The sequence below is a fragment of the Cryobacterium cryoconiti genome (assembly GCF_004403065.1).
Taxonomy (GTDB): Bacteria; Actinomycetota; Actinomycetes; order Actinomycetales; family Microbacteriaceae; genus Cryobacterium; species Cryobacterium cryoconiti.
The window spans coordinates 1-12,752 of sequence record NZ_SOHA01000039.1 but is presented as its reverse complement, the minus strand read 5'-3'; the positions used below and the strand labels follow the sequence as shown (position 1 = coordinate 12,752).

At 70.1% G+C, this 12,752-nt stretch carries 12 protein-coding genes; 5 read left to right on the top strand and 7 right to left on the bottom strand.

The features are described 5' to 3' along the window. Positions 1 to 44: 44 nt before the first annotated feature. The 3 genes from E3T49_RS12765 to E3T49_RS12755 all read left to right on the top strand — a co-directional run bounded on the left by E3T49_RS12765 (position 45) and on the right by E3T49_RS12755 (position 2,839). Entirely contained in the window at positions 45 to 878 is an 834-nt protein-coding gene (locus tag E3T49_RS12765) for a class I SAM-dependent methyltransferase (RefSeq protein WP_134425287.1), read from the top strand. A gap of 145 nt (positions 879 to 1,023) precedes the next feature. Further along, positions 1,024 to 1,896 carry a universal stress protein gene (locus E3T49_RS12760; RefSeq protein ID WP_134425286.1) on the top strand — a complete coding sequence of 291 codons (873 nt, stop codon included), beginning with the start codon at positions 1,024 to 1,026 and terminating at the stop codon, positions 1,894 to 1,896. Between the two features lie 4 nt (positions 1,897 to 1,900). Beyond that, positions 1,901 to 2,839 (top strand): universal stress protein, encoded by a 939-nt coding sequence (locus E3T49_RS12755; protein WP_166785545.1) that lies wholly within the window; start codon positions 1,901 to 1,903, stop codon positions 2,837 to 2,839. Here E3T49_RS12755 and E3T49_RS12750 read toward each other — a convergent pair. The 3 genes from E3T49_RS12750 to valS are packed head-to-tail and all read right to left on the bottom strand — an operon-like array spanning position 2,836 to position 6,141. Next, positions 2,836 to 3,102: a hypothetical protein gene (locus E3T49_RS12750; protein ID WP_134425284.1), complete on the bottom strand. Its 267-nt coding sequence runs from the start codon at positions 3,100 to 3,102 to the stop codon at positions 2,836 to 2,838. The genes E3T49_RS12755 and E3T49_RS12750 overlap by 4 nt on opposite strands. Beyond that, the gene (locus E3T49_RS12745) at positions 3,103 to 3,549 is read right to left on the bottom strand and encodes a GNAT family N-acetyltransferase (protein WP_134425283.1); all 447 of its coding nucleotides are present in this window, start codon (positions 3,547 to 3,549) and stop codon (positions 3,103 to 3,105) included. A 9-nt stretch (positions 3,550 to 3,558) separates the two neighbouring features. Then, the gene (gene valS, locus E3T49_RS12740) at positions 3,559 to 6,141 is read right to left on the bottom strand and encodes a valine--tRNA ligase (protein WP_134425282.1); all 2,583 of its coding nucleotides are present in this window, start codon (positions 6,139 to 6,141) and stop codon (positions 3,559 to 3,561) included. Between the two features lie 170 nt (positions 6,142 to 6,311). Between valS and E3T49_RS12735 the strand changes: the two genes are divergently transcribed. Next, positions 6,312 to 6,950, top strand: a complete 639-nt coding sequence (locus E3T49_RS12735) for a cation efflux transmembrane domain-containing protein (RefSeq protein WP_134425281.1) — start codon at positions 6,312 to 6,314, stop codon at positions 6,948 to 6,950. 10 nt (positions 6,951 to 6,960) lie between these two features. Here the strand turns inward: E3T49_RS12735 and E3T49_RS12730 are convergent, their stop codons facing one another. Genes E3T49_RS12730 through E3T49_RS12715 form a run of 4 tightly spaced genes read right to left on the bottom strand, consistent with a single transcriptional unit; the run spans position 6,961 to position 12,114 of the window. Further along, positions 6,961 to 8,640 carry a dipeptide ABC transporter ATP-binding protein gene (locus tag E3T49_RS12730; RefSeq protein WP_134425280.1) on the bottom strand — a complete coding sequence of 560 codons (1,680 nt, stop codon included), beginning with the start codon at positions 8,638 to 8,640 and terminating at the stop codon, positions 6,961 to 6,963. Next, on the bottom strand, positions 8,637 to 9,521 hold the full coding sequence (locus E3T49_RS12725; protein WP_134425279.1) for an ABC transporter permease: 885 nt from the start codon (positions 9,519 to 9,521) through the stop codon (positions 8,637 to 8,639). The genes E3T49_RS12730 and E3T49_RS12725 overlap by 4 nt, the downstream gene beginning before the upstream one ends. After that, the gene (locus tag E3T49_RS12720; protein WP_277613099.1) at positions 9,518 to 10,471 is read right to left on the bottom strand and encodes an ABC transporter permease; all 954 of its coding nucleotides are present in this window, start codon (positions 10,469 to 10,471) and stop codon (positions 9,518 to 9,520) included. Before E3T49_RS12720 ends, E3T49_RS12725 begins: the two co-directional genes overlap by 4 nt. Continuing rightward, positions 10,459 to 12,114: an ABC transporter substrate-binding protein gene (locus E3T49_RS12715; protein ID WP_134425278.1), complete on the bottom strand. Its 1,656-nt coding sequence runs from the start codon at positions 12,112 to 12,114 to the stop codon at positions 10,459 to 10,461. The genes E3T49_RS12720 and E3T49_RS12715 overlap by 13 nt, the downstream gene beginning before the upstream one ends. Positions 12,115 to 12,215: 101 nt before the next feature. On the opposite strand from E3T49_RS12715, the gene E3T49_RS12710 reads away from it, so the two are divergent. After that, on the top strand, positions 12,216 to 12,752 hold a 537-nt coding region (locus E3T49_RS12710; RefSeq protein WP_134425277.1), incomplete at its 3' end, for a TetR/AcrR family transcriptional regulator.

The following is a 12,752-nucleotide window of genomic DNA, read 5'->3' as shown; positions in this document are numbered from 1 at the left end:
ATTTCAGCCATGGAAGAATCCCTGCACACGCCTAGGATCGGGTCATGATCGACGAGCCGGCACGCCCCGAGACCGCTCCCCGGGAGCAGTACACGCACGGGCATCACGAGAGCGTGCTGCGTTCGCACACCTGGCGCACGGTGGCGAATTCCGCGGCCTACCTGGTGCCGCACCTGGATTCCGGGCAGACCCTGCTCGACGTGGGATGCGGGCCGGGAACGATCACGGTCGACCTGGCCCGCCGGCTCAACCCCGGGCAGGTCACGGGCATCGACGCCTCGGAGCCGATCGTGCGGCGCGCGGCCGGCCTCGCCTTCGATGAGGGGGTGCGCAACGTCTCATTCCGGGTGGGGGACGCCTACGCCCTCGACTTCGCCGACGGGAGTTTCGACGTCGTGCATGCGCACCAGACGCTGCAGCACCTCGCCAACCCGGTGGCCGCGCTGCGGGAATTCCGGCGGGTGCTGAAGCCCGGCGGAATCCTCGCCGCCCGCGACGTGGACTCCGGGGGAGTGATGTACCACCCGAAGCTGCCGGGCCTGCAGCTGTGGGAGAACGCCTTCCGGGACGTGCAGAACTGGAACGGAGGCGACCCCGACGCCGGGCGGTCCCTGAAAGCGTGGGCGCGCCAGGCCGGGTTCGGCCAGGTGGAATGCTCGGCGTCGATCTGGTGCTTCGCCTCGGACGTCGAACGCGAGTGGTGGGGGCAGTCCTGGGCAGTGCGGGTGATCGAGTCCGACTTCGCGGCGCATGCCATCGAGGTCGGCGCGGCCGACCTCGCCGACTTGCGGATGATGCAGGCCGCCTGGCTGCAGTGGGCCGGCGACCCCGATGGCTGGTTCGGTGTGCCGCACGGTGAGATCGTCGCCCGGAAGTAGCCCGTGCCGCACACCTGGACCGTCGGGATGACGCAGAGGATGCCGAAAGCTCCCAGAGGTCGCCGGGCCGGGCCGGACGCGGGGGAGTAACCTGTCGATATCGGGGATCGTGAAAGCGCACCCTGGAACGTGCGAAGGGGGGCGAATGAGAACCTGGCAGAGAGTCGTGGTCGGCTGGGACGGCAGTGCCGCCTCCGACCGGGCCGTTGAGTGGGCAAGCGAGCATGTTCGGGCAGCTGGGCCGGGGCAGACGCACACCGTGCGGATTGTGCGGGCCGTAGATGATTCCTCCCGATACTTCGATGAGGCCGAGGCGCGCTGGGCGGTTGCGCTGGCGAATTTCGCGCTGGCCGAACGGGCTGCGCGTCTGAGGTCGACGAATCCGGACCTGATCGTGCAGACCTCGGTCATGCGCGGTGATCCGGCCCGGGTGCTCGACCACTACGCCGACCGGGACACCCTGCTCGTCGTGGGCAGCAGGAACGGCCATGGAGACGACAGCGGACCCGGGTCGACGCTGGTGGAGAAACTGGCCGCACTCACTCGGGGCGCCGTCGCCGTGATACCCGACGGGGACATCCGCACCCGCTCGGGCGTGGTGGCCGGGGTCGACGGATCGGACGAGTCGGTGGCCCTCGGTCTCGTCGCCGCGGAGCTGGCTCTGGGGCGTCGGGACGAACTGTATCTGGTGCACGCCAGCACCGAACACCCCGCGATCGCGATGTCCGGCCTCGGTGTGGCGCCGGACGCCGTGCTCGACCGGGTGCGGAGGCAAGTCCAAGCGGCCTACCCCGATCTTCGGGTGCACGGCCATGTCGACCTGACAGCGTCCCCGGCGACGGCCCTGATCGGGCATTCGCGCGACGCGGCCCTGGTCGTGGTCGGTTCGCGCCGGCCCGGTGTCGCCCGGCGGCTATTGCTGGGGTCGGTCAGCCGGACCCTGGTCAGTAAACCGAGCTGCCCGACCATAGTCGTCGATGCCCGGAACCGAACCGAGAACGCACCGTGGGGAGAGTGACCAAGTGACCGAGCAGGAGCCGACACTGAACCTGACAACCGGCACGGCAGCGCCGGCGGGCACGACGACGACGGTGGCCTGGAACGGGTCTGCCTCGTCCCGGGCGGCGCTGCTGTGGGCGATCGAACGTGAGCGGTCGGCACCCGGCCTGCTGCTGCTGCTCACCGTGCTCGACGAGGCCTATCGCGGTTTCGGCGCGGCGGCGCTGAACGAGTTGGCCGTGGCGGCCAGGCAGGCGCTCCAAGCGGAAATCGACTGGATCCGGGCGACCGAGCCGAGCCTCCCGGTCACCTCACTACTGCTCGAGGGGAACCCCGACGACATGATTCTGGCGCACTGCGTTCCCGGGTCGATGCTGGTGCTCGGACGTCGGGAAGGTCGCTCGCCCCTGCAACGGTGGTCCCGGGCGGCACGGTTGGCGTCTCGGGCTCCGGTCCCGGTGTCCGTCGTGCCGACTGCCGAAGCCTCCACGCCGGGGGACATTCCGGGGGAGGTTCTGCAACGTTCCGGGGTGATCGTCGGAGTCGACGGATCTCCCGCGTCCCGGCAGGCCTGCCTGACGGCGGCGGCCGAGGCCCACCGCCGGCAGGAGACACTCGATATCGTGTATGCCGGGCCCGTTGCGGATCCGGTGGGGACGGATGACGCGGCGCTGCCTCGCGCGATAGTGAACGACTGTGCGCAGGAGGCACTGTTCGCACACCCGGCGCTGACCGTCCGGCGGCGCTTCGTTCCCGGCCCCGCCGCGCCGGTTCTGCTGCGGCTGGCACAGGACAAGGCCCTGCTGGTCATCGGATCGCGCGGGCGAGGAGCCGTGGCCGGGTTTCTGCTCGGTTCAGTCAGCCGCGCCCTGGTTGCCAATGCCACCGGCCCACTTATCGTGGTCACGGAAATGCCGTCGGTGCCGGACCCGGCACGGGACCCGGCACCAGATAGCGACTAGATCCAGTCGTCTTCGTCGTCGAGAACGATCGACGGCTGCGTGATCGTGGCGCTGTCCTCGGACGGGTCGTAGCGGATGACCGTGCCGTCGTCGAGCTCGAGCACAGGGTTGCCCTCGAGCCAGGTCAGCGTCCAGCGCCAGGCGCTGGAGTCTTCCGCCAGCGCGGTGAGTTCTTCTTCGACCGCGTGGATGGCGATCTCCACAACGTGCGGTAGTCCGGCCGGCGGCGGGCCGCCCAGTGGCCAGCGGCTTCCCATCTTCATTTAGAGCTCGATCTCGTAGGTGACCCAGTCCGTGCGGCTGGCCACATCGTCGTACAGGCGCTGAGCGGTCTCGTTGTCGGCCGCGGTCAGCCACTGCACGGTGGTGAGGTGGCGCGTGGCGGCGTAGTCCTTGGCGAACTCGATCAGAGCCCGGCCGACACCCGTGCTGCGCGAGTCCGGCGACACGAACAGGTCGTCGAGGAACAGGCCGCGGGTGGCGGTGAGGGTGTTCGGCACCTCGCGGTAGTGCGCGAAGCCGATGAAGTCGCCGTCATCGTTGACTGCGACCGCGCCGGTGAGGGACTCGTTCTTGTCGATGATCCAGCTCCAGACCTGGAGCGCCTTCTGATCGGTCAGTTCGCTCTTGTAGAACTCGCTGTAGCCCTCGAACAGTCCCAGCCACGAGAAAAAGTCCTTGTCGCCGAGCGCGCGTACTGTGATTGACATTCGGTTCTCCTAGTTCTCTGGCACCGTGGCGAGCACGATGTCAGTGACAGCCAATTCGCTGCCTTCAATAAAAACCAACTCCGAGATGCGGCCAACGGCCCTCAGATCGGCGGCAGCCTGCCTGAGCAGGGCAATCTCTGCAGCCGTACCGCTAATTACAGCAGAAACAACGGCGGATTTCTGGGATGCCTTCGCATCCGTTTTCGCGCGGCGGATGCCGGTGAGCGCCCGGCTGGACAGGTCCAGCAGTGCCACGTTGCCACCCTGCCCGCCACCGAGGTCGGCCTGCACGGGCCACGGGGCCGTGTGGATCGACGTGTCGTTGGACCACGACCAGGCTTCCTCGGTCGCGAACGGGACGAACGGGGCGAACAGGCGCAGCAGGGAGGCCAGCGCGGTGCGCAGGGCGGCCACTGCCGACGCCTGGCCGGAGCCGGCCTCGCCGTAGGCACGTTCCTTGACCAGTTCGAGGTAGTCGTCGCAGAACGTCCAGAAGAAGCTCTCGGTGAGTTCCAGCGCACGCGCGTGGTCGTAGCCCTCGAACGCAGCTGTGGCCTGGCCGACGACGACGGTCAGCCGAGCCAGCATGCTCTGGTCGAGCGGCTCGGTCACGGGGGCGTCGGCGGCGCCGTCGAACGCGAGGATGAACTTCGACGCGTTCAGGATCTTGATCGCCAGGCGACGGCCGATCTTGATCTGGGTCGGGTTCTTGGGGTCGAAGGCGGCGTCGGTGCCGAGGCGCGACGACGCGGCCCAGTAGCGCACGGCATCCGAACCGTGCTGCTCGAGCATGTCCGCCGGGGTGACCACATTGCCCTTGGACTTGGACATCTTCTTGCGGTCGGGGTCCACGATGAATCCGGATAGGGCCGCATGCTGCCACGGCGAGACGCCGTGTTCCAGCTCGGCGCGCAGCAGGGTGGAGAACAGCCAGGTGCGGATGATGTCCTGCCCCTGCGGGCGCAGCGAGTAGGGGTAGACGAGGTCGAAGAGCTCGGGGTCGCGCTCCCAGCCGCCGGCCAGCTGCGGGGTGAGCGACGACGTGGCCCAGGTGTCCATCACATCCACCTCGCCGACGAAGCCGTTCGCCTGGCCGCGCTGCTCGGGCGCGTAACCCGGGGCGGTGTCGGAGGACGGGTCGGCCGGGAGCAGGTCGCGGGTGGCGACGATGGGCTGGTCGAAGAGCGGGTTCGCGTCGGCGTCCAGCGGGTACCAGATCGGCAGTGGGACGCCGAAGAAACGCTGGCGGGAGACGAGCCAGTCGCCGGTGAGCCCGTTGACCCAGTTCTCGTAGCGCACCCGCATGAACTCCGGGTGCCACTGCAGGTCGGTGCCGTGCGTGATCAGGCGGGCGCGCAACTTCTCGTCGCGTGCGCCGTTGCGGATGTACCACTGGCGGGTCGACACGATCTCGAGGGGCTTGTCGCCCTTCTCGAAGAACTTGACCGGGTGCACGATCGAGCGGGGCTCGCCGATCAGGTCGCCACTGGTGCGGAGCAGGTCGACCACGGTCGCCTTGGCGGAGAAGACGGTCTTGCCGGCCAGCTGGGCGTAGGCGGCCGTTCCGGCCTCGCTTTCGATGGCGTCGGGCATGTCGGCGATGATGCGGCCGTCGAAGCCCATGATGGCGCGGTTCGGCAGGTCGAGTTCACGCCACCAGATCACGTCGGTCACATCGCCGAACGTGCAGATCATGGCGATTCCGCTGCCCTTGTCCTTCTGCGCGAGGTGGTGGGCCAGGACCGGCACCTCCACGTCGAACAGCGGGGTGCGCACGGTCGTGCCGAACAGCGCCTTGTAGCGCTCATCATCCGGATGCGCCACGAGGGCCACACAGGCCGGCAACAGTTCCGGGCGGGTGGTTTCGATCTCGATCGAACCGCCGTCGGGCTTTGTGAAGGCGACCCGGTGGTAGGACGCCGGCATTTCCTTGTCCTCGAGTTCGGCCTGCGCGACCGCGGTGCGGAAGGTCACGTCCCAGAGGGTGGGGGCCATGGCCTGGTAGGCCTCGCCGCGCTCGATGTTGCCGATGAATGCCGCCTGCGAGGAGACCAGGGAGTCGTGGCCGATCGTGCGGTAGGTCTGGGTCCAGTCGACGCTCAGGCCCAGCATGCGCCAGACGGCCTCGAACTGCTTCTCGTCTTCGATGGTGAGGCGTTCGCACAACTCGATGAAGTTGCGACGGCTGATCGGCAGCTGGTCGGCAGCTTTGGTGCTCTTGCCGTCGCCGCCCTCGAACGGTGCGGTGAAGTCCTCGGTGTAGGGCAGCGACGGGTCGCAGCGCACGCCGTAGTAGTTCTGCACGCGGCGTTCCGTGGGCAGGCCGTTGTCGTCCCAACCCATCGGGTAGAAGACGCTCTTGCCGCGCATCCGCTGGAAGCGTGCGATGACATCCGTGTGCGTGTAGGAGAAGACGTGGCCGATGTGCAGCGAACCCGAGGCGGTCGGCGGCGGGGTGTCGATGGAGAAGATGCTCTCCCGCGTCGCCGAGTCACGGTCGAAGCGGTAGGTGCCGGCCTCTTCCCAGGAGCCGCCCCATTTGGTTTCGAGGCCTTCGAGGGCCGGTTTTTCCGGAACGCTGGCGGCGGTCATGTTTCTCCGATTCGATCTGTGCGGCACCGTGTCGTTGGTGAAGTGCCTGAGTATTGGGCCTTACCCAACTTACCGGATGCCTCGTCTCCCCCCGACTGCGCCCGTCGCCAGGCCGGAGAGCGCCGCCCGGTGCCGCACCGGGTGGCAGGATTGGAGCGGGAAGGGGCACCATGGATGAACCGAGAACGGTGACCGAGGCGCGCCGTACGGTGCTGCGCCGGAAGGTGCGCTGGATCGTCGGGTTCACGATCGGCTACAACGTGATCGAGGCCGCGGTGTCGATCGCGGCGGGTGCGGCGGCATCCTCGACCGCCCTGATCGCCTTCGGCCTGGACTCCGTGATCGAGGTGCTCTCCGCCGCGGTCATCGCCTGGCAGTTCTCCCGCCGGGATCCGGACCGGTGGCAGAAGCCCGCCCTCCGCGCCATCGCGATCGCCTTCTTCGCCCTCGCCGCGTACGTGATCCTGAGTGCGGGCTTCAGCTTCGCCGGGTTGGTGGAGGCCGAGCCGAGTCCGCTGGGAATCGTCATCGCCTGCCTGAGCCTGGTGATCATGCCTGGGGTGGCCGGCGTGGAGCGCCGCGCCGGCACGGAGCTCGGTAGCGCCAGCGTGATCGCCGACGCCCGGCAGCTGCTGCTCTGTGCGTGGCTGTCCGGGTCGATGTTGCTCGGACTCGCGGCCAATGCCCTTCTCGGCTGGGCGTGGGCCGACTCGATCGCCGCGCTCGTGATCGCCGGGTTCGCGATCAAGGAGGGTATCGAGGCGTGGAGCGGCGAGGCTGAGCCGCCGGTGACGCTGGACGTCGCGTAGACCGGCCCGGTCAGTACCCGATCCGGGGGACCGCGCCGAGCAGGGCCTGCGTGTACGGATGCTGCGGTGCGGCGAAGACCTGGGCTGCGGCCCCGGTCTCGACGATGCGGCCCTCCAGCATCACGGCGACCTGGTCGCTGACGTGCTGGATGACCCCGAGGTCGTGGGAGATGAAGAGCAGGCTGAGGCCGCGGTCGCGCTGCAGCTCGTCGAGCAGGTCGAGCACCTGGGCCTGCACGGTCACGTCGAGCGAGGACACGGGCTCGTCGCAGATCAGGATCTGCGGGTCGGAGGCCAGCGCCCGGGCGATGCTCACCCGCTGCCGCTGCCCGCCGGACAGCGACAGCGGACGACGGCCGAGCAGCCCCTGCGCGAGCCCCACCGCATCGAGCAGACTCAGCACGCGAGCCCGGTCGGCGACGGATGCCCCGCCGCGCCCGGTGCGGCGGGCTCCGCCGGCGACCGCGTCCCGGAGTACCTGCTCGACGCTCAGCCGCGGGTCGAACGAGCTGAGCGCATCCTGGTACACCGCCCCGAGATGTGGCCGCAACCGCCGGCGTTCCTTCTCCGTGGCGGCGCTGAACGCCTGCCCGAGAACCCGCACCTCACCGGCGTCGGGCCGGGTCAGCGCGAGCGCGAGGCGGGCCGTGGTGGTCTTGCCGGACCCGGACTCACCGACGATGCCGAGGGTCGTGCCGCGCTTCAGCCGGAACGAGACGCCGTCGACGGCCAGGTGCGGGGTGCCGTCCGGCCGGGTGAACCGTTTGACCAGCCCGGTGGCCTCGAGCACAGTGGTCTCGAGCACGGGGCCAGGCGCAGCAGCACGGTCCGACGCAGGCGGGGCGAGGGAGACCGGGGCGGCGGTGCGCGGGCTCAGGCGCAGCCCCCGCGGCTTGTCCACCGGGATCGCGGCGAGCATCTGCCGGGTGACCGGATGCCCCGGCCGGGTCAGCACCTCGTTCGCCGGTCCCTGTTCCACGATGCGTCCGTCGTGGAGCACGGCGATCCGGTCGGCGATGCGCCCGACCACGGCCAGGTCGTGGCTGATCAGGAGGATGCCGGTGCCGGCACGTTTCAGGCTTGCCAGCAGGTCCAGGATCTGCGCCTGCACGGTCACGTCGAGTGCCGTCGTGGGTTCGTCGGCGATCAGGAGCGGCGGGTCCAGGGCGATCGCCGCCGCGATCAGGGCGCGCTGGCGCTGACCGCCCGAGAGCTCGCCCGACCGTTTCCGCACCGCGTTGTCGGAGTCCGGCAGTCCGACCCGGTCCAACACCTCGAGGACGCGGGCGTGCCGCGCGGCGGCCCCCAGGCGGGTGTGCAGCCGCAGCGAGTCGCCGATTTCCCGGCCCACCGGGCGCAGCGGGTCCAGGGACACGAGGGCGTCCTGCAGAACCAGGCCCACGTCGCTCCCGCGCCGGTGCCGCCACTGCGCCGCGGTGAGGTTCCGCACGTCGGTGCCCGCGAGGCTCAGCTCGTCGGTGCGCACCCAGGAGTTCTCGCCCGCCAGACCGAGCAGGCTCCGCGCGGTGACACTCTTGCCCGAGCCGGACTCACCCACGAGGGCCAGGCATTCGCCGGGGGCCACCTCGAAGGAGACTCCGTTCAGCACCGGGTCGGTTCCCGGCGCACCGAAACCCACGACGAGGTTCCGCACCCGCACGGCGGCGGTCCGGGACGCGGCCCCGCTCATGAGTGCCGCATCCGTCGCTCGATGCCGCGGCCGAGCGCCGTCGCCGCCACGGCCGTGAGCACGATGAACAGCCCGGGGAAGAAGCTCATCCACCAGGCCGAGCCGATGTAGGTGCGCCCGGCGGAGAGCATCGCGCCCCACTCCGCGGCGGGCGGCGCGGCCCCGAGGCCCAGGTAGCTCAGCGCCGACGCCCAGACGATGGCCTGGCCGATGCCGAGCGTGCCCAGCACGAACAGAGGCGCGAGGGTGTTGGGCAGGATGTGCCGCACCAGGATCTGTCCGGGGCTGCGCCCGAGCACGGTCGCCGCCTCGACGAAGGCGGAGGACCGCACCGACAGGAGCTGCCCACGGATGATCCGGGCGTAGCCGGGCGCGGTCGCCAGGCCCACGGCGACGGTCGCCGTGGCAACGCCCGGCCCGAAGATAAGGATGAAGAGCAGCGCCAGCAACAGGCCGGGGAACGCGAACAGCACCTCGAGGAACCGGTTCACCGTGAAGTCGACGACCGGGCCGAGCATACCGGCCAGGGTGCCGAGAACGAGTCCCAGCCCGAGGCCGATCAGGGTGGCGAGGGTGCCGATCAGCAGAGAGCTGCCGGTGCCGTGGCTGACCCGGGTGTAGATGTCCCGGCCGGATTCGTCGGTGCCGAACCAGTGCGCGGGCGAGGGGGTCTGGAACGCCGACAGCGGGTCGATCCCGAGCGGGTCGCCGGGGGCCACGAGTGCGGGGAACAGCGCCGCCGTGACCAGGAACAGGGCGAACAGGCCGGCCAGCACCTCAGCCAGGCCGAATCGGCGGGCCGGGCGCGCCGGTCGGGTCGAGCCGCCGGTGCCGGCGTGCGGCGACCGGCCCAGCCCGGCCTGGATCTCGAGGTCGCTCATCGCGCCCGCAACCGGGGATCAACGATGCGCTGGGCCAGGTCGGTGAGCAGGGTCATCAGGATGTACCCGACCGCCACGATCAGCACCGCGCCGACCACGACCGGCACGTCGCGCACGGTCACCGCGTTCAGCAGCGTGCGCCCGAGGCCCGGACGGGCGAAGATGGTCTCCACCACCACGGCCCCGCTGAGCAGGGACCCGAACGCCCAGCCGGAGAGACTGATCGCCGGCAGCGACGCGTGGCGGATCACATGCACCCAGCGCACGCCGCGCTCGCTCTCGCCCCGGGCGCGGGCGGAGAGCACGAACGGGGATTCCAGTGCGGTGAGCAGGGACTCCCGCATGATCTGGCCGAGGAACCCGGCCAGGGGAACGGCGAGGGTGAGCACCGGCAGCACCAGCCCGGCGGCTCCGGCGCTGCTGATCGGCGGCAGCCAGCCCAGCCAGACGCTGAAGAGCACGATCAGTGCCGTCGCCAGCCAGAAGTGCGGCAGCGCGGCCGCCACGATCTCCAGGCCCGACCCCACGTACCAGGCGACGCGCCCGCCACGGGTGGACCAGGTGGCCAGACCGAGGGCGAGCAGCCAGGCCAGGCTGAGGGCGAGCACCGCGAGGAGCAGGGTGCCGCCGAGCTGGCCGGCCAGGAGCGGGGCGACGTCCTGGTTCAGCGCGTAGGAGCGGCCGAGGTCCCCGGTGACCAGGCGCCCCAGTTGCGCCAGGTACTGCACGAACACCGGCTGGTCGAGGCCGTACTCCGCGCGCACCGCGGCCAGCGCCTCCGGTGAGGTCTGCGATCCCGGGCCGCCCAGGATCGCCTCGGCCGGGTCGCCCGGGATCAGGCGCACGGCGAAGAAGGTGAGGGTGGCCACCATCCAGAGGACGAACGCCGCCCCGCCGAGGCGGGACAGAACGACCCGCGCGACCCGCGAGCCCCGGCCTACTTCAGCCACGCATCGTAGAACGTCGGCGTCGAGACGGTTGGCAGTGCCCGCGCGCCCACCACGTCGGTGCCGAGCAGGTAGTGGTTCTGCTGGTCGAAGAGCGGCAGGATGTGGAAGCCTTCGAGCACCTGGTTCTGTGCTGCCGTGTAGAGGTCGCCGCGCTCAGCGGCATCCGTCACCTGGCCGGCCTGGGTGAGCAGGCTGTCGAGGGCCGGGTCGTTCACCTGGGCGTGGTTCGCGAAGTAGCCGCTGGGCGCGGGCACGATGCCGTCGGAGTGGAAGAGGATGCGCAGAACGTCGGGTCCGACCTTCGTGTACGGAGCGCTGACGGCGTCGTAGTCGTTCTCACCCAGCGCGGTGTACCAGCTGGAGAGGTCCATCGGGCTGAGCGCGACCTCGAAGCCGGTCTCCTTGGCGGTGGCCTGGATCTGCTCGAACAGGGACTGCTCGGCCGGGATCGACTGGTTCGTGCTCACCGGGAAGTCGACCGTGAGGCGCTCGCCGTCCTTCACCCGGTAGCCGGCGTCATCCCGCTCGCTCCAGCCGGCCGAGTCCAGCAGGTCCGCGGCAGCCTCGGGGTCGTACTCGAACAGGTCCGGGCGGGACACGGCGAGTGTTTCGGCGCTGGAGAGGGCGGAGTAGGACCGGTCGGCGGTGCCCTGGAACAGGCTGGTCACGGCGTCGTCGACGTTGGCCGAGCGGATGAACGCCTCCCGCACGAGCGGGTCGTTGAACGGAGCACGGCCGGAGTTCAGCTCGATCCGGTTCGACGCTCCCGGGCGGGGGGCGTCGAGGTGCACGATGGTGTCGCTCTTCTCCGCCGCCGCGATGGTGTCGGGCTGCGCGTTGTCGATCACGTCGACGTCGCCGGACTGCAGGGCCGCATAGCGGGACGCGGAGTCGGGGATGAAGCGCCAGACGATGGAGTCGAGGTAGGCCGGCCCGGTGTGCTCGGCATCCGCGGGCGGCGAGTTGTAGTCGTCGTTCCGCACCAGGGTGATCGAGTCCTGCTGCACCCATTTCTCGACCTGGAACGGCCCCGTGCCGACCGGGGCGGCGCAGTTCTCGTCCTGGCTGCGGGCCAGGGCTGTGGGCGATTGGATGGCCAGCCACGGCTGCGAGAGAGATTCGAGCAGGGCGCTGTCGGGTTCGCTGAGCACCAGGCGCACGACACTGGCGGAGACAGCCTCGGTTCCGGTGACCTTCCCCAGGGCCAGGTAGCCGGTCGACGAGCCCGTTTCCGGGTCCTGGAGGTGCGCCACGTTCGCCTGCACGGCGGCCGCATCGAGCGGCGTCCCGTCGGTGAAGCTCACGTCGGCGGCGAGCGTGAAGTCCCAGGCCAGCCCGTCGGCGCTCTCGGTCCAGGACTCCGCCAGCCAGGGGATGATGGTGCCCTCGGCGTCACGGGACACGAGCGACTCGAGGTACTGCGTGCTGACCAGAGCCTGCGGGTAATTGCCGCCCACATGCGGGTCCAGACAGGTGGGCTCGGCGTCGCCGGAGGCGTACGTCAGGGTCCCGCCGGTGACGGGCTCGGTGGCTTCGGGGGACTCGGCGGTGGCGCAGCCGGTGAGCAGGATGCCGGTGGCGACGAGGCCGACCAGCCCGGTCAGGGTGCGTGATGCGCGGTGGGTCTGCCCCGAAGTGTGCATGGTAGGTCTCTTTCCGCGGCGCCCGATGGGCCGAGTGTGCAATTGTTGGACTCAGTCCACAAATCAAATGGACCTCACCCATCGTAGAACACGGGAGCGGGATGACCGATCACGAACCGAAGCGGGCCGGCCGGCCCCGCGGCTCCTCGCGGGCGATGCTCGAGGAGGCGTCCGCCGAGCTCTTCCTCGAGCAGACGTATGCCGGCACCACCATCCTGCAGATCACCCGGCGTGCAGGCGTCGGCCGGGCCACGTTCTTCAACTACTTCACGGCCAAGAGCGACCTGCTCTGGGTCGACGTCGACGTCGGCCTGGCCGGGTTCCCGGCCGCCCTCGAGGAGTGCGCCGCCGCATCCGGGCCGGTGGAGGCCGTCGACGCCGTGGAGCGGGCGCTGCTGCAGGTCTCTGCGCGCTTCGGGCCGGGCCAGGTGCCCTGGGCGCTCACCCAGGACGAACTGATGGGCACGACCGGCGAGCTGGAGGCATCCGCACTGTCCCGGTTCATGGCCCAGGTGGCCCTGGTCACGCGCTTCGTCGGCGCGCGAGGCGGCACCGGCGCGGCAGGCCCGGGCACGGCTGCCGGCACGGCCGACGGTCGCGAACTCGCCGCCCGGGCCTTTGCGATGGCGGTGCTCGCC